The sequence below is a fragment of the Amycolatopsis sp. NPDC043887 genome (genome assembly GCF_056435665.1).
Window position 1 is genome coordinate 57,932 of the sequence record NZ_JBWKEB010000012.1, and the last position, 17,121, is coordinate 75,052.

General features: G+C 69.6%; 21 protein-coding genes. 8 read left to right on the forward strand and 13 right to left on the reverse strand.

The window, feature by feature from the left end:
- The first annotated feature begins 12 nt into the window (after nt 1-12).
- The 3 genes from AC069H_RS29075 to AC069H_RS29085 all read left to right on the forward strand — a co-directional run bounded on the left by AC069H_RS29075 (nt 13) and on the right by AC069H_RS29085 (nt 3,390).
- A complete protein-coding gene (locus tag AC069H_RS29075; RefSeq protein WP_478234582.1) occupies nt 13-1,149 on the forward strand; it encodes a glycosyltransferase family 4 protein in 1,137 nt (378 codons plus the stop codon).
- Between the two features lie 278 nt (nt 1,150-1,427).
- Nucleotides 1,428-2,291: a glycosyltransferase family 2 protein gene (locus AC069H_RS29080; RefSeq protein WP_478234455.1), complete on the forward strand. Its 864-nt coding sequence runs from the start codon at nt 1,428-1,430 to the stop codon at nt 2,289-2,291.
- A gap of 58 nt (nt 2,292-2,349) precedes the next feature.
- Entirely contained in the window at nt 2,350-3,390 is a 1,041-nt protein-coding gene (locus AC069H_RS29085; RefSeq protein WP_478234456.1) for a serine hydrolase domain-containing protein, read from the forward strand.
- Nucleotides 3,391-3,472: 82 nt separating this feature from the next.
- Here the strand turns inward: AC069H_RS29085 and AC069H_RS29090 are convergent, their stop codons facing one another.
- Together AC069H_RS29090 and AC069H_RS29095 are read right to left on the reverse strand one after the other, a co-directional pair.
- Nucleotides 3,473-3,973, reverse strand: a complete 501-nt coding sequence (locus tag AC069H_RS29090) for a hypothetical protein (protein WP_185927248.1) — start codon at nt 3,971-3,973, stop codon at nt 3,473-3,475.
- Between the two features lie 125 nt (nt 3,974-4,098).
- On the reverse strand, nt 4,099-4,551 hold the full coding sequence (locus tag AC069H_RS29095; protein WP_340684492.1) for an adenylyltransferase/cytidyltransferase family protein: 453 nt from the start codon (nt 4,549-4,551) through the stop codon (nt 4,099-4,101).
- Between the two features lie 73 nt (nt 4,552-4,624).
- On the opposite strand from AC069H_RS29095, the gene AC069H_RS29100 reads away from it, so the two are divergent.
- Nucleotides 4,625-5,521, forward strand: coding sequence for a DNA-3-methyladenine glycosylase family protein (locus tag AC069H_RS29100; protein ID WP_478225205.1), 897 nt, complete (start codon nt 4,625-4,627; stop codon nt 5,519-5,521).
- A 38-nt stretch (nt 5,522-5,559) separates the two neighbouring features.
- On the opposite strand, the gene AC069H_RS29105 is transcribed toward AC069H_RS29100, so the two are convergent.
- The 7 genes from AC069H_RS29105 to AC069H_RS29135 form a co-directional block, all read right to left on the reverse strand.
- Nucleotides 5,560-5,775, reverse strand: a complete 216-nt coding sequence (locus tag AC069H_RS29105) for a hypothetical protein (RefSeq protein ID WP_478234457.1) — start codon at nt 5,773-5,775, stop codon at nt 5,560-5,562.
- A gap of 51 nt (nt 5,776-5,826) precedes the next feature.
- Nucleotides 5,827-6,177 (reverse strand): GntR family transcriptional regulator, encoded by a 351-nt coding sequence (locus AC069H_RS29110; RefSeq protein ID WP_340684489.1) that lies wholly within the window; start codon nt 6,175-6,177, stop codon nt 5,827-5,829.
- 84 nt (nt 6,178-6,261) lie between these two features.
- The gene (locus AC069H_RS29115; RefSeq protein ID WP_478234458.1) at nt 6,262-6,858 is read right to left on the reverse strand and encodes a hypothetical protein; all 597 of its coding nucleotides are present in this window, start codon (nt 6,856-6,858) and stop codon (nt 6,262-6,264) included.
- A gap of 27 nt (nt 6,859-6,885) precedes the next feature.
- Nucleotides 6,886-7,431 carry an NUDIX hydrolase gene (locus AC069H_RS29120; RefSeq protein WP_478225208.1) on the reverse strand — a complete coding sequence of 182 codons (546 nt, stop codon included), beginning with the start codon at nt 7,429-7,431 and terminating at the stop codon, nt 6,886-6,888.
- Nucleotides 7,428-8,765 (reverse strand): coenzyme F420-0:L-glutamate ligase, encoded by a 1,338-nt coding sequence (locus AC069H_RS29125; protein ID WP_478234459.1) that lies wholly within the window; start codon nt 8,763-8,765, stop codon nt 7,428-7,430. The genes AC069H_RS29120 and AC069H_RS29125 overlap by 4 nt, the downstream gene beginning before the upstream one ends.
- Nucleotides 8,758-9,753 carry a 2-phospho-L-lactate transferase gene (gene cofD / locus AC069H_RS29130; RefSeq protein ID WP_478234460.1) on the reverse strand — a complete coding sequence of 332 codons (996 nt, stop codon included), beginning with the start codon at nt 9,751-9,753 and terminating at the stop codon, nt 8,758-8,760. Before cofD ends, AC069H_RS29125 begins: the two co-directional genes overlap by 8 nt.
- Nucleotides 9,750-10,484 (reverse strand): GNAT family N-acetyltransferase, encoded by a 735-nt coding sequence (locus tag AC069H_RS29135; RefSeq protein ID WP_478234583.1) that lies wholly within the window; start codon nt 10,482-10,484, stop codon nt 9,750-9,752. Before AC069H_RS29135 ends, cofD begins: the two co-directional genes overlap by 4 nt.
- Before the next feature lie 53 nt (nt 10,485-10,537).
- Between AC069H_RS29135 and AC069H_RS29140 the strand changes: the two genes are divergently transcribed.
- From AC069H_RS29140 to dapC, 3 genes are all read left to right on the forward strand, one after another.
- Nucleotides 10,538-10,729 (forward strand): hypothetical protein, encoded by a 192-nt coding sequence (locus tag AC069H_RS29140; RefSeq protein ID WP_478225211.1) that lies wholly within the window; start codon nt 10,538-10,540, stop codon nt 10,727-10,729.
- Between the two features lie 109 nt (nt 10,730-10,838).
- Nucleotides 10,839-11,159 (forward strand): ferredoxin, encoded by a 321-nt coding sequence (fdxA, locus tag AC069H_RS29145; protein ID WP_016331413.1) that lies wholly within the window; start codon nt 10,839-10,841, stop codon nt 11,157-11,159.
- Nucleotides 11,156-12,247 (forward strand): succinyldiaminopimelate transaminase, encoded by a 1,092-nt coding sequence (gene dapC, locus AC069H_RS29150; RefSeq protein ID WP_478234461.1) that lies wholly within the window; start codon nt 11,156-11,158, stop codon nt 12,245-12,247. Before fdxA ends, dapC begins: the two co-directional genes overlap by 4 nt.
- Here dapC and AC069H_RS29155 read toward each other — a convergent pair whose 3' ends face one another.
- Nucleotides 12,248-12,856 (reverse strand): TetR/AcrR family transcriptional regulator, encoded by a 609-nt coding sequence (locus AC069H_RS29155; protein WP_478234462.1) that lies wholly within the window; start codon nt 12,854-12,856, stop codon nt 12,248-12,250.
- A 79-nt stretch (nt 12,857-12,935) separates the two neighbouring features.
- Here AC069H_RS29155 and AC069H_RS29160 point away from each other — a divergent pair, with 79 nt between their 5' ends.
- Complete coding sequence (locus tag AC069H_RS29160; protein ID WP_478234463.1) at nt 12,936-14,339, forward strand: FAD-dependent monooxygenase; 1,404 nt, start codon at nt 12,936-12,938, stop codon at nt 14,337-14,339.
- Here the strand turns inward: AC069H_RS29160 and AC069H_RS29165 are convergent.
- The 3 genes from AC069H_RS29165 to AC069H_RS29175 form a co-directional block, all read right to left on the reverse strand.
- Nucleotides 14,315-15,286, reverse strand: coding sequence for a CHAD domain-containing protein (locus tag AC069H_RS29165; RefSeq protein ID WP_478234464.1), 972 nt, complete (start codon nt 15,284-15,286; stop codon nt 14,315-14,317). The genes AC069H_RS29160 and AC069H_RS29165 overlap by 25 nt on opposite strands.
- Nucleotides 15,287-15,678: 392 nt before the next feature.
- On the reverse strand, nt 15,679-16,665 hold the full coding sequence (gene dapD / locus AC069H_RS29170; RefSeq protein ID WP_478234465.1) for a 2,3,4,5-tetrahydropyridine-2,6-dicarboxylate N-succinyltransferase: 987 nt from the start codon (nt 16,663-16,665) through the stop codon (nt 15,679-15,681).
- 28 nt (nt 16,666-16,693) lie between these two features.
- Nucleotides 16,694-17,083, reverse strand: a complete 390-nt coding sequence (locus AC069H_RS29175; RefSeq protein ID WP_478225216.1) for a hypothetical protein — start codon at nt 17,081-17,083, stop codon at nt 16,694-16,696.
- Between the last annotated feature and the right edge of the window lie 38 nt (nt 17,084-17,121).

The window sequence follows — 17,121 nt, forward strand, 5'->3', positions numbered from 1 at the left end:
GATGACCCTCGCGTGCTGATCGACGCGACCGCCGTCCCAGCGGACCGGGGTGGCGTCGGACGCTACGTGGATTCGCTGGTCGCGGCGCTGGACGAGGACGGCGCGCGGATCACCGTCGTCTGCCAGCCGCGGGACGCGGTGCTGTACGACCGGCTGGCGCCCGGCGCGCGGATCGTGCCCACCTCGCCGTCGACCTCGACCAGGACGGCCAGGCTGACCTGGGAGCAGGCGACCCTGCCCCGGCTGGTCCGGCGGCTCGCCGCCGACGTCGTCCACTCACCGCACTACACGATGCCGCTGGCCAGCCCGGCCGCTTCGGTGGTGACACTGCACGACGCGACCTTCTTCACCGACGCGGTGCTGCACTCTTCCGTCAAAGCGCGTTTCTTCCGCGCCTGGACCGCGACGGCGCTTCGCCGCGCGACGCTGTGCGTCGTGCCGAGCATCGCGACGGCAGCCGAACTGGAGCGCGTCGGCCAGGTGCGTACCGCGGAATTGGAGATCATCCATCACGGCGTCGAACCGGACCGGTTCCATCCGCCCTCGCCCGCCGAGATCGAGGCCGCGCGGCAGGCCGTCGGACTCGGGAAGACCCCGTACGTCGCCTTCCTCGGCGCGCTGGAACCGCGCAAGAACGTGCCCGCGCTGATCCGCGGCTTCGCGCACGCCGTGATCGGCAGGCCGAACCCGCCGGCGCTGGTGCTGGCGGGGCAGCCGGGCTGGGATTCGCAGGTCGAACGCGCACTCGACGCCGTACCCCACCGGCTGCGCGTGATCCGGGCCGGATACCTGCCGTTCGACACGCTCGCCGGCTTCCTCGGCGGCTCCGAACTGGTCGCGTACCCGAGCCTCGGCGAGGGATTCGGGCTGCCGGTGCTGGAGGCGATGGCGTGCGGCGCGGCCGTGCTCACGACCCGGCGGCTTTCGCTGCCGGAGGTCGGCGGGGACGCCGTCGCCTACTGCGGGGTCGGCGCCGGAGACGTCGCGGCGGCCATCTCGGAGCTGCTCGATGCCCCGGCGAGGCGGGCCGAGCTGGCCGAAGCCGCGCTTCGGCGGGCGAAGGAGTTCTCGTGGGCGATGACCGCGGAGCGGCATCGGGATGCTTACGCGAAGGCTTGGTACCGGCACGCGCAGCGGCGGGCCGGCTGAGTCTCACTCCTGGCCTCGTGAGTGGTAAGGACGGTTAGAACCGTCGTTACCACTCACGAGGGGACCTGGGCCAGCCTGAACGTGCCGTTGCCGGCGTTCTGGTGTCCGTGAAGGCCTCCTTCCCTACCTTGAGCGTAGGGAAGGAGGCCTTCACGGACCCGCGATCGACCGGCAGCCACCTCCGGTAGGTACGCAAGACACCGTTGGCTCTAACCGTCCTTACCACTCACGAGGTGGGTGCGGCGTGGTCGCGTTCGGTGACGGTGGACAATGGCCGCGTGACTGAGCACCCCAGCTACGGCGACGGGCTCGCCGTCGTGACCGTGACGTACTTCCCCGGCGAAACCCTGGAGAAGTTCCTCGACACGCTCGAGAAGGCGACGGACCGGGACGTCCAGGTCGTCGTCGCCGACAACGACTCCACGGACGACGCGCTCGACAAGGCCGCCCGCCGGGACAACGTCAAGCTGCTCAGGATCGGCGAGAACGTCGGTTACGGCACGGCCGCCAACCGGGGTGTCGCGGAACTCGACGACAGTTACGGCTGGGTCGCCGTGGTGAACCCGGACGTCGAATGGGAACCCGGTTCGCTCGACGCGTTGCTCGAGGCGGCCGAGCGCTGGCCGCGCGGTGGCGCGTTCGGTCCGCTCATCCACGACCTCGACGGCACCGTCTACCCGTCGGCCCGGCTGCTGCCGTCGTTCGGCCGCGGGATCGGGCACGCGGCGTTCGGCAAGATCTGGCCGGGCAACCCGTGGACGCGGCAGTACCGGCAGGAGACCGGCACCCCGGTCGAGCGCACGGCGGGCTGGCTTTCCGGATCCTGTCAGCTTTTCCGCCGCGAGGCCTTCGACTCGGTCGACGGGTTCGACACGCGCTACTTCATGTACTTCGAGGACGTCGACCTCGGTGACCGGCTGACCCGCGCGGGCTGGCTGAACGTATACGCGCCTTCTGCCAGCGTCATGCACATCGGCGGGCACTCGACTTCGCAGGCATCGGAGAAGATGCTGCGCGTGCACCACGAAAGTGCGTACCGCTACCTCGCGGACCGTCACCGCGGACTCCTGTGGAAGCCGGTCATGCTCGCGGTGAAGGCCGGTCTCGCGCTGCGGCTCAAGCTCGAAACGCGCCGGAAGTAGCGGTTCCGGCCACCGGAATTCGCGCGACTCTGCTCCCTGCCGTCGTTACCGTCGGTGCATGGACTTCGTCGCACTGGACACCTGGCTGACGGAACGCGCCGGGGAGGACGGCTTCTCCGGGGTCGTGCTGATCCGGCGCGGAGACGGGACACTGTTCGAACACGGGTATGGCCTGGCCAGCCGCCGCTGGTCGGTGCCGAACGCGCCGGACATCCGGTACGACACCGCGTCGATCACGAAGGTCGTCACCGCGATCGCCGCGTTACGCCTCGCCGACGAGGGGCGGCTGGACCTCGATCGCCCGATCGGCGAGATCATCGACCTCGATGGCACTGCGATCGCGCCCGGGGCGACGACGCGGCAGCTGCTCACGCATACGTCTGGGATCGCCGACGACGCCGACGAGGAAGCGGGCGAGAGTTACGAGGCGTTGTGGGTCGACAAGCCGGTGTACTCGGTGGTCGACACGCGGGACCATCTGCCCAATTTCGCTTACCGGGCACCGAATTTCGCGCCGGGCGCGGGCTGCCGGTACTGCAATTCGGGCTACGTCCTCGCCGGGCTGGTGATCGAGGAGATCACCGGTAGGCCGTATCGCGACCACGTCCGGGAGACCGTGCTCGACCGTGCGGGGATGACCGATTCGGGTTTCTTCGACCGACGCGATCCGGAGCCGAGGGTCGCCGAGGGCTGGGATCCCCTCCTGGACGGTGAGCGGGTCACCGGCTGGAAGCAGAACATCTTCAGCTACCCGCCGATCGGGTCACCCGATGGTGGCATGTACTGCACCGTCGGCGACCTCGTCCGGCTGCTGCGGGCGATCCGCGAAGAACGACTCCTGAGCCCTGCGCGCACGAAGGAGTTCCTCACGCCACAGGTGCTTCACAGCAGCGGCGTCTGGTACGGCTTCGGCCTCGAATTCGTCCTGGCGCCGGACGGCTCGGTGCGGCACTACTACAAGGACGGCGGGAACGTCGGCGTCTGCTCGCTGATGCGGCACTATCCGGCCGAAGGGCTGGACGTCGCGATGCTGTCCAACGCCACGTACGGCGGGGGAGCGGCGATCAAGGAGATCGACCGGGTGATCCGGGCATCCTGAGGCAGGTTCTCGCGCGTGCAATGAAAGGCCCCTTCATAGCAAAATTTGCTATGAAGGGGCCTTTCATTGCACGTTTCGAGGGCTAGATGCCGTCCAGGCGGCGCGAGAGGTTCGACCGGCCCGAGGGGTTCTGCTTCACCGTCGGCACCAGGCCGCCGACCTCGTTCTCGACGGTCTCCGGCTCCGGCTGCTCGATCAGGGGACTCTGCACCGGCGCGGCGGGCGGCCGCCGGGTGAGCGGCGTCGTCGCCTGCGGCAGAGGCCTGGTCTGCTGGGGAGCGCCGGGACGGCGGGGGTACGGCTGCGGCTGAGTCGAGCCTTCGCCCCGCGCCGGCGGCAGGTCCAGCCGCGTCGTCGGTTCGGGTCCCGCGAGCGGGTGATCGTTCTCGGCGATCAACGAAGCCGGCAGCTGAGTGGTCGTATCCGGGTCCGAGGAACGGTCGATCTCGGCGACCACCGATCGGGGGATCTGCTGAGTGTTCGCGGAGTCCATCGGAGACGTCGCGTTGTCCGGTGTCACGACGAAGGCTCCACGCGCGCTTGCGCGTGCGAGCAAGGCGTCCGCCCGAGCACGGGGGTCCATTCCCCTAGGCCTCCCGACTGACCTGGGGCCCTCTGGGTTCAGGGCCGACTGTGTGGTGTCTAGGGTAGGCCCTAGGTGCGGCTGCCGTCAGCAGACCCGCAAACGTCTTCCGACAAATGTCGGTGTCAGGCTTCCATGTCCGAGAGGATCCGCGTGCTGGAGTCGGCCTTGTCCGTGCCGCCGATGCCGTAGACCATCGTGATGTTGTTCCGCGCCCCGGCTTCGATTTCGTCGGCAGGGAGCTCTTCGATGCTGCGCCTGTCGCCACCGTTGCAGAACTCGAGCTCCGTGTCGGGGTACGCCGCGCGGATCTGGTCGAACGATTCGTCGATGCCCGGCCCCTGCTCGACGGCGATGTACACGTCGTCGACGATGCGCAGCGCGCGGACGATCCGGGCCCGGACGTCCTCGGTCTGGATCACCCTGCCCTTCTTGAGGACTTGCTGGTGATCGTTGTTGACGATGACGATCAGGTAGCCGGACCGCGCCTGCGCGGACTCGAACAGGTCGAGATGGCCCTGGTGGAGCGGGTTGAAGTACCCACTGACGATCGAGGCCTTCGCCGGTCGCTCGGTCATCGTCCAGTCCTCCATAGGCTTACGGTTTCAGGTGGCCCGCTCACCCTAGCCGAGTGCCGGGTAGTTTCACCGTGTGCTGTTCCGTCCTGGGTTCTCGCTTGATCTGGACGCGGTCCTGGGGCCGCTGAGCCGGGGATCGCGTTCGCCCAACGTCGTCCGCACCGAGGGTGGGGTCACCTGGCTGGCCGCCAACACCGCGGACGGCGCGGGCACACTCGCGCTGCTGCGGCGCACTGACGGCGAGATCGAGGCGGAGGCCTGGGGACCCGGCGCGGACAGGCTGCTCGAAGGCGTTCCGGCGATGCTGGGCGCGCACGACGACGACTCCGAATTCGTCGCGCACCACGACGTCATCGCGACGGCGCGCCGCCGCAACCCGGGGCTGCGCCTCGGCTCGACCGGCCGGGTGTGGGACGCGCTGGTGCTCGCCGTGCTGGAACAGAAGGTGACCAGTGCCGAGGCGCTGCGGTCGTGGGGCGAGCTGTGCCGCTGGTTCGGGGAGCAGGCGCCAGGGCCTGGACCGGCACGGCTGCGCGTGCCGCCGACGCCCGTCGCCATCCGATCCATTGTGGACTGGAAATGGCATCGCGCCGGGGTGGACCTGAAACGGCGGACGACGCTGATCGCGGCGGCCCGCGTCGCGCCCCGGCTGGAGAAGGCCGTCGAACTGAAGGGTGTCGAAGGCCGGGCTTGGCTGCGGAAAGTGCCGGGCATCGGAGTGTGGACCGCGGCGGAGATCGCGCAGCGCGCCTGGGGCGACCCGGACGCGGTGAGCTTCGGTGACTACAACATCCCGTCGATGGTCGGGCACGCGCTGGTCGGCACGAAACTCGACGACGCCGGGATGTCCGAGGTGCTGGCGCCGTACTCACCGCAGCGGCAGCGCGCGGTTCGCTACCTGTCGACGGCCGGCTTCCGCCGCCCGAGGTTCGGGCCGAAGATCGAACTCCGCGACTACCGCGCGATGTGATCGCGCTACCGCCGCATTTGGTCCTCTGAATGCGGGAGTCAGTTGCCCCAGCCCTGCGGCGGGTAGGGCTGCTGGCTCGGGTACTGCGGCGGCTGCTGAGGATGCTGCTGGTGCGGGACGTGGGGCGGGTACTGCTGCGGCGGGTACATCGGGGGCTTGGGCTTGCTGAGCGCTTTCACCAGGAAGAAGATGCCGACGCCGACACCGGCGAGGACCAGGAAGATGATCAGCAGCATCAACACGGAGACTCCCATGCGGTGAGGTTAGCCGGTGGATGATCGCCGTGAGCGGTCGCGAGGGGTGGATCAGCCCAGCGCGGCGTCGATGATCGCCTTGGCCTCGTCGCGGCCGAGACCCAGCTTCCTGGTCAGCGCGGCGTAGTCGGCGGCCGCCTGCCTCGCCCGTTCGCGGGACTCGTCACCGACGGCGCTCACGAACGTCCCGGCCCTGCCGCGGGTCTCGATCAGGCCCGCTTCTTCGAGCTCTCGGTAGGCCTTGGCGACCGTGTTCGGGGCGATGCCGAGGTCTTCGGCGAGTTTCCGCACGGTCGGGAGTTTCGCCCCGACGGGCAGCGTGCCGTCGTTGATCCGCTCCGCGTAGGCGGTGCGGACCTGTTCGAAAGGTGGGACCGGAGAGTTCGGGTCGACCCTGACCATGCGGTTTTCTCCCTGCTGGAAATGCCGTGAAGGCCTCCTTGCCTACCTTGAGGGTAGGGAAGGAGGCCTTCACGGACAGTCGGACTACTGGCGGGGCGGGACGACCTGCGTGCGGTCGGCGCTCGCGGGGGAGACCACCTGGGTGCGGTCGGCGCCGGCATCCGCTTGCTGCTGCGGGGACACGACCTGGGTACGGTCCGCGCTGCCGTCGATCGGCGGCCCCGGCTGCGGGGGAGTCGGCGGGAAACCGGGCTGAGCCATGCCGGGCGCGCCGAACGGATTGGGTGCCGGGGCGCCCGGAGGTGGCGCGAAACCCGCGGGGGCGCCGGGCGGGAACCCCGCCGGGCCCGGAGGCGGCGGGAAACCGGGCGCCTGGCCGTAACCGGGCTGAGGCGGCGGGAAACCGGGCTGCTGCTGCCAGTTGCCCTGAGGGGCGGGGCCACCGGCGGGCGGGGGAGGCGGCGGGAAGCCGGGGGCCGGGCCGCCACCGCCGAAGTTCGGGTTCTGCGGGAAGGTCATCGGCGGCTTCTTGGCCTGGTTGACCTTCACGATGATCACCACGATCACGATGATGATGACGATGATCGCCAAGATCAGCAGAAACCAGCCGAAGCCGTCACCGTCACCGCTGCTGTGGACCCGGACCCGGTCCAGGTATGGCGTCAGCGTCGTCAGCATCATTCCCCCTTAAGAACGTCAGCCGACACCCTAACGGCCGGACGCCGCGGGCACGGCGGCTTCCAGCAGTTCGGCGAGATCTTCCGACCCTTCCGGCAGGGAATCCACCGGCCACCAACGAAGATCGTCCGATTCGTCGCTTTGGACCGGTTGCGCTCCCCGTGGCGCGCGCACCACGAAACGCACGTCGAAATGCCGGGTCGGCACGCCGAGCGAGCACGTGATCGGGTGGACGTCGAGATGCACCGGGGCCGGGTCGATCACGAGGTCCTCGATACCGGATTCCTCTCGTGCCTCACGAAGTGCGGCGTCCGCGAGCGTCGCGTCGCCTGGTTCGCAATGCCCGCCGAGCTGCAACCAGCGCCCGACTCGCGGATGCAGGGTGAGCAGCACGTTTTCCGCGTCGGCGTCGAGAAGGACGGCCGACGCGGTGATATGCCCGGCCGCGCATTCGCGGCGGCAGACGTCGTCGCGGGCGGCGAGGAAGCCGAGATAGGCCTGGCGCAAGGATTCCTGGGCCGCGTCCCCCGGTCGCCAACCGGACAAAGTGGACACAACGTCGTCGTGCAGGGTCACAGTTCGAGAAGTCCTTCACCGGGTTCGACGGGACCGCGCGCGGGCGGGAGGACGGCGGGATGCCCGATCGCGACGGCGCCGAGCGGTTCCCAGCGCTCGTCCAGGCCGAGGACGTCACGCACGATGTCCGCCGCGAAGATGGTCGACCCGATCCAGCACGAGCCGAGGTCTTCGGCGGCGAGCGCGACCAGCAGGCCCTGCACGGCGGCGCCACCGGCGACGGTGAACATCGTGTGCTCACAAGCGTTCCGCCGGTCGTCGCGGTAGGTGTGCGCGCCCTCGGCGACGAGGAACGGCACCACGACTTCGGGCGCGTTGTACAGGATGTCGCCGCGGCTGAGGCGCTTCGCGACCTGTTCGGCGGTGAAATCGTCGCCTTCGAGATCGGCCTGCCACGACACCTTCATCGCGTCGAGAAGCTTGCGGCGCAAGCCTTCCTCGCGCAGCCACACGAACCGGACCGGCTTCGTGTGATGCGGAGCGGGAGCCGTGAGCGCCGTCCCGACCGCGCGGCGCAGCACCTCGGGATCGACCGGTTCGTCGGTGAACGACCGGATCGAACGCCGCGCGAGCACGGCTTCCCGGCGGCCCTGGGCGATGGATTCGTTGGTACCGAGGCGGAACAGGTCTTCTTCGACCGGGCGGAGCAGTTTGCGGGCGGTCGAACCGTCGTCGGTCAGCCGGAGGCCGCGCACGACGGCGACCGGGGTCCCGCCGAGCTTGCCCTTGACCAGATCCGCCGCGGCGGCGAGTTCGTCGGCGATCGCCACCTCGGTGACCGCGAGTTCGTTGCCCTGGCTGTCGACCTCACCCGCGTACGAGTGCAGCACCCGCAGGCCGGACGCACCGATCGCGGCGTCGGTCTGCCCGACCCGCCACGCACGGCCCATCGTGTCGGTGACGACGACGGCGACCTCGACACCGAGCCGTTCACGCAGCCCGTTCCGCAGCGCGAGCGCGGAAGCGTCGGGATCGGACGGCAGCAGCGCGACCTCGCCGGAGGCCACGTTCGACGCGTCCACACCGGACGCGGCCTGCACGATGCCGAGCTTGTTCTCGGTGATCACCGTCCGGTTGATCCGCGCGATCACGCGGACGGACTCCTCTTCGACGAGCTTGCGCCGGGCGGCGTCGCGCTCCTCCGGATCGGACGGGACCCGGATCAGCATGCCTTCGACCTTGGAGACGATCTTGCTCGTCACGACCAGGACGTCGCCCGGCCGCAGCCAGGGGGCCGCCTCGACGATCGCCCCGGTCAGGTCGTCGCCGGGGCGGAACTCCGGCAGGCCCTCGACCGGCAGGATCTCGATCTTCGCGGAAGCGTGGTCACTCAACGGAAACTCCCGCCAGATCGAAAGCGGCGCGCACCATGGCCGCCGTAGCGTCCACATCGGACATCAGCAGGGGTACGTCGCGGACGGCGACTCCCGGCACGTCGACGGTCTCCCCCTCGGAGACCAGCCAGCCGTCGAGCACGCCGTCGGATTCCTCGCGGGATCCGTAATGCCGTCCGACGGCCTCGGCCGAGGTCTCCACGCCGATCGCGCTCAGGCACGCGTCGGCCATGCCGCGCAACGGCTTACCGCCGATGATCGGCGAGACACCGACGACCTTGGCACGCGTCTTCCGCAGTGCGTCGCGGATTCCCGGGACACCGAGCGTCGTGCCCACCGAGACCACCGGGTTGGACGGTGCGAACAGCACGATGTCGGCGGCCGCGATCGCGTCGAGCACGCCGGGCGCCGGCTTGGCCTCGTCGGCGCCGACGGCGATGATCGAATGCGCCTTCGGTTCCGCGCGGTAGCGCACCCACCACTCCTGGAAGTGGATCGCCTTGCGCTGGTCCGGATCCTCGGGGTCGTCGATCACGACATGCGTCTCGACGCGGTCGTCCGACATCGGCAGCAGGCGTACGCCCGGCTGCCAGCGATCGCACAGCGCCTCGGTGACCTGCGACAGCGGATAGCCCGCGCGCAGCATCCGCGAACGGATCAGATGCGTCGCGATGTCCTTGTCGCCCAGGCCGAACCAGGTCGGCTCGGCACCATAGGCGGCGAGCTCCTCCTTGACCGTCCAGGTCTCCCCGGAGTGACCCCAGCCGCGCTCCTCGTCGATCCCCCCGCCGAGGGTGTACATGCAGGTGTCCAGGTCCGGGCAGATGCGCAGACCGTGCATCCACACGTCGTCCCCGGTGTTCACCAGCGCGGTCACCTCATGCGGCGATTCCGGCGCGGAACCGGTCGCGGGCAGACCCAGTGCTTGTTTGACCCCCAGCAGGAAGCGGGCCCCGCCCACTCCGCCGACCAAAATGACGACCTTCACGACGGGCGATCCTCGCACGCCCCCGGAGCCGGGGCCCAGTAGCGGTACCTGTGGTGCTCCGTACAGCCCAGGCTTTCGTACAGCTTCAGCGCGCCGGAGTTCGCCACCGCGACCTGCAGCACCATCCCGGTCGCGCCCTGAGCGGCGCCCCAGGCGCCCACGGCGTTCATCAGCCCGCGTGCGAGCCCTCGCCGCCGGAACTCCGGCCGTACCTCCAAACGGGCGATGTGCAGCCACTCGCCGACGACCGCTCCGCGCACCGCGCCCGCCGTGACGCCGTCGATTTCGACCACCCCGAAGCCGACCTTGCCGGTGCCGAGGACGTGCCTCGGCGCCTCCGCCGGATCCGCGCCGCCCGCCGTCATCTCCCACCATCCGGACGTCGGTTCGTCCAGAATCACCGTTCCCGCCGAGGTCCCGTGCGAGAGCGGCCCGGTCAGCACGCGGACCTCGTGCGCGGGGCGGTGTTCCACATAGTGGACCCAGCCGCGGGCGGCGATGGCGTCCTCGAGAGACGTGTTCTGGATCACCTGAACGACGGGCGGGATGGCATGATCGTGGGCGAAGTCACAGACCGTCCGCAGGGCGTCTGGCAGCGGTTTTCCCGGGTCACCGATCGCCAGGGCACTGTTGGCCCGCGCGGTGAACCCGTCCGCCCAGCGGAGCCTCCAGTCACCGATCCGGCTCTCGAGCAGGGGAGTCCAAGCCTGGCTACAGGTGAGCTCGAGCATTTCCGCACTGTTCACGGTTAGATTGTGCCAAGGAAGGCAGTGGAGGGACCCCGATGAGCATCGCGCGCAAGGACGACAGGCACAACGAAGACCTCGTCCGCGAGATCTCGGACGGCTTCAACCGGGCATTGGGCGCGGAAAAGGCCGTCGAGAAGGACGCGGAAGCGGCGAAGCCCGCCGCGCCGAAGTTCGTCATCACTGGGGACAGCAGGGCCACTCCGCCGCCTCGCCGGAAAGACCGCTGAACGCCCATCCCGGAGTGCCGATAAGGGTGGCCTAAGCGGGCCGGTCGCGCCCGTGGGCGCGTAATGTCCGTTGCAGACTGGTGAAGCAGAGATAAAGCAGGAGTGCGCAGTGACCTACGTGATCGCCGAGCCCTGCGTCGACGTGCTCGACAAGGCGTGTATCGACGAGTGCCCCGTGGATTGCATCTACGAGGGTGACCGCATGCTGTACATCCACCCGGACGAATGCGTCGACTGCGGTGCCTGCGAGCCGGTCTGCCCTGTCGAGGCGATCTACTACGAGGACGACGTCCCCGACGAGTGGAACGACTACACCAAGGCCAACGTCGACTTCTTCGACGAGCTCGGCTCGCCCGGTGGCGCCTCCAAGGTCGGCAAGACCAGTCACGACCCCGCCTTCATCAAGGCTCTTCCCCCGCAGGGCGAATGAGCCGGGTCGCTCTTCCCGATTTCCCCTGGGACTCCCTGGCCGAGGCGAAGGCGAAAGCCCAGGCGCATCCCGGCGGCCTCGTCGACCTGTCGATCGGCACGCCGGTGGACCCTGTCCCCGAGAGCATTCGCGCGGCGCTCGCGTCCGTGTCGGAGATCCCGGGGTACCCGACCACGCACGGGATCCCCGAGCTCAGGGCCGCCGCGATCGACGCGCTTTCGCGGCGGCACGGCATCGAGGGTGTTCCCGAGGCGGCCGTGCTGCCGACGATCGGTTCGAAGGAACTGGTCGCTTCGCTGCCGCGGCAGCTGGGGTTCGGCCCCGGCGATCTCATCGTGATCCCCGAGGTGGCGTACCCGACCTACGAGGTCGGAGTGCTGCTGGCGGGTGCTTCCCTGCTGCGCGCGGACAGCACCTTCGCGGTCGGTCCGCAGCGGCCGTCCATGCTGTGGATCAACTCGCCGTCCAACCCGACCGGGCGCGTGCTCGGCGTCGACCACCTGCGCAAGGTCGTCGAATGGGCGCGGGAACGCGATGTCGTCGTGGTCTCCGACGAGTGTTATCTGGCGCTGGGCTGGGAAAGCGAGCCCGTGTCGATCCTGCACCCGTCCGTGCACGGTGGCTCCCTCGACGGCCTGCTGGCCGTCCACTCGCTGTCGAAGTCCGCGAACCTCGCCAGCTACCGCGCCGGATTCGTCACCGGTGACCCGAAGCTCGTCGCCGGGCTGCTGGAGATCCGCAAACACTCCGGGCTGATCGTGCCGCGGCCGGTGCAGGAGGCCATGGTCGCCGCGCTGAAGGACGACGAAGCGCTTGCCGCGCAACGGGAACGCTACGCGCGCCGTCGGCTGGTGCTGCGTAAGGCGTTGCTGGACAGCGGTTTCGAGATCTCGCATTCCGAGGCCGGGCTGTATCTCTGGTCCACGCGCGGGGAATCCGCGCTCGACACGGTCGATTGGCTGGCCGATCGCGGCATCCTCGCCGCTCCGGGCACCTTCTACGGGCCGACCGGTGGACGGCACGTCCGGATCGCCCTGACGGCGACGGACGAGCGGATCGACGCGGCCGTGGAGCGGCTCGCTTCCTGACTAGGGCACGTCGCGGCCGGTGAAACCCCGGTAGATGAACCGTGTCAGCGCCTCGATGGCATCCTCCTCCGAGACGGAGGACGGGTCCAGCAGCCACGTGTGCGCGAAACCGTTGACCAGTTCACCCATCATCGCGAGCGTGAGCCGCTCCGACGCCGGGAGTTCCAGGCCGGCCGCGGTGACGTACCCCAGGTGGCCGAGGATGTCCTCCGCCTGAGCGGCGCCGAAGCGCGCATAGGTGCGTGCGAACTCGTCGCTGACCATCGCGGCCTGGCGCAGCGCGAGCATCGTCGCGGCGTTGTCGCGGTGGAAGTTCCAGTACTCGCAGACGTGCCAGCGCACGGCTTGCGGGTCGGTGAAGTCGGGTATGTGCTCCGGTGAGGCCGCGTTGACGTCGCTCGCCGCCGCGAGGTCCTCGAGGAGCGCTTCGAGCAGTTCTTCCTTGCTCGCGAAGTGGTTGTAGAACGATCCCGCCGCGCGCCCGGCCTCCGCCGTGATGTCGGTGATCTTGGTGTTCAGGTACCCCTTCGCCGCGAAAACGCGCTTCGCCGCCTCTTTGAGCGCGGCCTCGGTCTCCGCCGCCTTCTCCTTGCGGCTCGTCGCCGTCATCGGCACCTCCTTGACACGGAAGGCTAGCAACGGTCAAACTGAATCAAGATTCACTGAATTATAATTCACCGGAGGGAAGATGATCGAGGTACTGATCGCGGGAGCCGGGCCGACGGGGCTCACGCTGGCCATCGATCTCGCGCGCCGCGGTGTCGGAGTGCGGATCGTGGAGAAGGCCGAGACGTTCTTCGAGGGCTCGCGCGGCGACGGCCTGCAACCGCGCACGCTCGAGGTCTTCGAGGATCTCGGGGTACTGGACGCCGTCCTGGCCGCCGGGCAGCCGCCCGTGGCGGTGAAGATCCATCTGGGTGGCGAGGTCGTCGGCGAGCGGAGGATGGCCGAACTCGCCGAACCGACCCCGGACGTGCCCTATCCGAACGGCCACTTCCTCGGCCAGTCGCGGACCGAGGGGATCCTTCGTGAGCGGCTCGCCGAATTCGGCGTCCAGGTCGAGCTCGGCACGCCACTGCTCGGCTTCGAGCAGGACGCCGACGGGGTGACCGCCGAACTGCCGGGCGAGCGCGTCCGGGTCGACCACCTCGTCGGCGCGGACGGGGGGAAGAGCTTCGTGCGCAAGGCGCTCGGGATCGCGTTCGAGGGCACCACCGACGAATCGGTCCGCATGCTGCTGGGGGACGTCCAGGCCGAGGGACTCGATCGCGCGTACGGACATTGGTTCGCGAAGCCCGAGGACCCGATGTCGGGGATCGTGCTCACGCCGCTGCCGGGGGTGCCGCATTTCCAGTTCGCCGCGCCACTGGGTGAGGAGGAGGTCGAGGCGTCGCTCGGCACCTTGCAGTCCCGGCTCGACGAACTGTCCGGCGGCGGGGTCCGGCTGCACGACCTCGCCTGGTCGACGGTGTGGCGGCCCAATATCCGGCTCGCCGAGCGGTTCCGTGACGGTCGCGTGTTCCTCGCCGGCGACGCGGCGCACGTCCACCCGCCGACCGGTGGGCAGGGCCTCAACACCGGTGTCCAGGACGCGTACAACCTGGGCTGGAAACTCGCCGACGGTTCACCGGAGCTGCTCGACAGCTACGAGCCCGAACGGCGCGGGGTCGCCGCGCGGGTGCTGAAGATCAGCACTGAAATCCTCGAGAAGTACAAGGAAGGCGCGGAAGACGCGCACGAGCGCGGGGAGAACACGCGTCAGCTCGACATCGGGTATCGCGGCGGCCCGCTCGCGCCCGCGGCGACCGGCCGGATCCGGCCCGGCGACCGCGCGCCGGACGCGCCGCTGAGGGACGCGAACGGCAAGACCGTCCGGCTGTTCGAGGTGCTGCGCGGCCCGCGGGCGACGGTGCTGGTGTTCGGCGACGGCCCGGCGCCCGAAGGCGCGCGGCGGATCCTGCCCGCGGGCAGCGCGCTGTCCGACACGGACTTCGAGGACTTCGGCGGGCACGCCTTCGCCGCGTATGAAGCCGAGAACGGGCGGCAGGTGCTGGTTCGCCCGGACGGCTATATCCGCGGGCTCACCGCCTGAGCGGCTTCGTCGACTTCGGCCCAGACGTCGCGCCACACGGCACGGACCTCGGCGCGGCGCAGCAGTTCCTTCTCCGCGATCCGGCCGGCGATGAAGGCGACCTCGGAGTCGACGGAGGCTGCGACGCCGCGCATCCGATCGGCGGCGACGCAGGCGTCCTGGTGGTCCCCGAGGACGGTCTGGAAGTTCTTCGTGGCCTTGATCAGCCGCTGGATCCGCTCCGCCTGCTTCTTCTTCGCGGCGGGCTTGGCCATCTCGGCGGCGTAGCGGAGTTTCTTGCCGTAGATGCGAAGCGCGTGAAGGTCGTCGTCCGGAGGATCGGCGGGAAGAGCCTTCACGGCCTTCGCGAGCTTTCGATGCGGCTTCGCGAGACCGGCGACGAGATCGGCCGAGGTGGGGGCGGCCTCGGCAGTGGGTACTTCGGCGGCGGGCTGCCGGGCGAGGCGGCCGATGTCCTGCAGCATCGAGGCGTACCGGGGGCTGGCGAGCGCGCGGGTGAGCCGCCGCTTCGCGACGCCGCGCTCGGTGACGAACTTCGACACCAGACGGCGCGCGGCCGGCTGGTCGCGCACCTCGAACTCGGCGACGACCTCACGGAGATGCCCGATCAGGACGTCGTAATCGCGGACGTCGCCGAGGGACTGGCCGAGCCAGCCGAGCTCGGCGCGCACCGGCTCGGCGTCCGGGCCGACGAGGCGACCGGAGAGCTTGAGGACGCTTCGCATGCGGCGCAGCGCGACCCGCATCTGGTGCAGATCTTCGGGGTCGGCGCCGGATTTGGTGCCCGGCTCGTGCGCGAGGAGCGCGCGGATCTCGACGTCGAGTTTGACCCGGACATGGGTGGCCGCCGGATCGCCAGGCCCGGCTTTCGCGGGACGGTCGCCGAGCCCGAGCGCGGCCGGAGTGGTCGAAGGGGCGTTCTTGCGCGGCAGGGTCTCGGCTGTCACAAGATGAATTCTAGGTGAACCGGCAAGGTGGTCCAGGCCGTGAGAGAAGCAAGGGACCTTTGCTCCCGCCCTCCGGGGGGAGTGGCAGCAAAGGTCCCTTGCTCTCCTTTCGTGCTGCCGAGGGTGTCGCGAAAGTGGCCTTCGCGGCGCCCGAGAGACCCAGGCGGTAGCAAAGGTCCCTTGCTCCCCGCGCGCGCAGCGGCCCCGGGCGCCTCAGGTGACTGTGTGGGTTTCGGGACATCTAACGTCCCAAAACCCACACGGTCGGTCAGTGTCGCTACGCGGGGTAAGGGGTGTGTGGGAATAGGGACACTCAACGTCCCTATTCCCACACACCCTCCCGCCCTCCGGGGGAGAGTGGTAGCAAAGGTCCCTTGCTCTCTTTCCGCAGGTCAGTTGGCGTGCAGGGCCGCGTTCAGCTCGATGCCGACGCCGGTGCGCGCGACGACCTCGACGGCGCCGGTCCCGGAGTTCCGCCGGAACACCGCGCCCGAGATGCCGGACAGCTCCAGCGCCTTCACGACCTTGCCCTCGAAGGTCACCTTCGTGCCGGCCGTGACGTACAGGCCCGCTTCGACGACCGAGTCGTCGCCGAGCGAGATGCCGACGCCGCCGTTCGCGCCGATCAGGCAGCGCTCGCCGATCGAGATCGTTTCCTTGCCGCCACCGGACAGCGTGCCCATGATCGACGCGCCGCCGCCGACGTCGGAGCCGTCGCCGACCACGACGCCCGCCGAGATCCGGCCTTCGACCATGGAGGCGCCGAGTGTGCCGGCGTTGAAGTTGACGAAGCCCTCGTGCATGACCGTGGTGCCGTTGGCCAGGTGCGCGCCGAGGCGGGCGCGGTCGGCGTCGGCGATGCGGACGCCGGTCGGCACGACGTAGTCCACCATCCGCGGGAACTTGTCCACGCTGTAGACGGTGACGTTGCCGCGTGCCCGCAGCCGCAGCCGGGTCGCCTCGAAGCCCTCGACGGGGCACGGTCCGTGGTTGGTCCACACGACGTTCGCCAGCAGGCCGAAGATGCCGTCGAGGCTCGCGCCGTGCGGCCGGACCAGACGGTGCGACAGCAGGTGAAGACGCAGGTAGACGTCGTGCGTGTCGCCGGGGGCGTCGGACAGCCGGGCGATGGTCGTGCGGACCGCGACGACCTCGACACCGCGATCGGTGTCCGGGCCGAGCTGGGCGGCCGCGGCCTCGCCGAGGGCTTCGGAGGCCTCTTCGGCGGTCAGCCGCACCGTGCCGGCCTTGCTGTCCGAGCCGTCGGTCAGCTTGGGCAGCGGGAACCAGGTGTCCAGTACGGTGCCGTCGGTCGTGACGGTGGCCAGTCCGACGCCGGTGGCGCCGGTCGTTTCGGGGTCAGGGGTCTGCTCGCTCACGACCTGAACGGTAACCCAGTGACGCTCCTCAGCCGCCGACGAGGCTCTTCACACTGGTCAGCGCCGTCGCCATATCGGTGAGCGCCTGGCCGCACGGTCCCCCGGGAGCCGCCTGGGCCTGGCAGTTCGCGGCGCGGAAGGCGGCGATCGGGCGATCGAGGACGTCGGCGTGCGACGACAGGTCCGGGCGGCGCTTGCGGACGGTGCCCGCGGCGCTCGAGAGCTCGGTGACGTACTTCTGGCAGCCCTTGGGCGATTCGGTCCCCGGCGCCAGATAGCACTGATCGGTGGTCAGCGCCTTGAGCTTGATCGGCAGCACGTCCGGGCCGGTGCTCTGGGTCGGCCGGACCTTCACCGGGACTTCGCTCGATCCGCACCCGCTGAGCACCAGGAGGAGGGCGACCAAGATCGTTCGCATGCGCACTCCTTCACGGTAGCCCCGGGCCCCCGGCGGTA

Coding starts and splice junctions, on each gene's coding strand:
- AC069H_RS29110 (WP_340684489.1), bottom strand. CDS start 6,177: ATGGTCAGGGTCGACCCGAACTCTCCGGTCCCACCTTTCGAACAGGTC.
- AC069H_RS29175 (WP_478225216.1), bottom strand. CDS start 17,083: ATGCGAACGATCTTGGTCGCCCTCCTCCTGGTGCTCAGCGGGTGCGGA.
- AC069H_RS29105 (WP_478234457.1), bottom strand. CDS start 5,775: ATGGGAGTCTCCGTGTTGATGCTGCTGATCATCTTCCTGGTCCTCGCC.
- AC069H_RS29095 (WP_340684492.1), bottom strand. CDS start 4,551: ATGACCGAGCGACCGGCGAAGGCCTCGATCGTCAGTGGGTACTTCAAC.
- dapC (WP_478234461.1), top strand. CDS start 11,156: ATGAGCCGGGTCGCTCTTCCCGATTTCCCCTGGGACTCCCTGGCCGAG.
- AC069H_RS29140 (WP_478225211.1), top strand. CDS start 10,538: ATGAGCATCGCGCGCAAGGACGACAGGCACAACGAAGACCTCGTCCGC.
- AC069H_RS29155 (WP_478234462.1), bottom strand. CDS start 12,856: ATGACGGCGACGAGCCGCAAGGAGAAGGCGGCGGAGACCGAGGCCGCG.
- AC069H_RS29135 (WP_478234583.1), bottom strand. CDS start 10,484: ATGCTCGAGCTCACCTGTAGCCAGGCTTGGACTCCCCTGCTCGAGAGC.
- AC069H_RS29090 (WP_185927248.1), bottom strand. CDS start 3,973: ATGGACCCCCGTGCTCGGGCGGACGCCTTGCTCGCACGCGCAAGCGCG.
- AC069H_RS29160 (WP_478234463.1), top strand. CDS start 12,936: ATGATCGAGGTACTGATCGCGGGAGCCGGGCCGACGGGGCTCACGCTG.
- AC069H_RS29115 (WP_478234458.1), bottom strand. CDS start 6,858: ATGATGCTGACGACGCTGACGCCATACCTGGACCGGGTCCGGGTCCAC.
- AC069H_RS29085 (WP_478234456.1), top strand. CDS start 2,350: ATGGACTTCGTCGCACTGGACACCTGGCTGACGGAACGCGCCGGGGAG.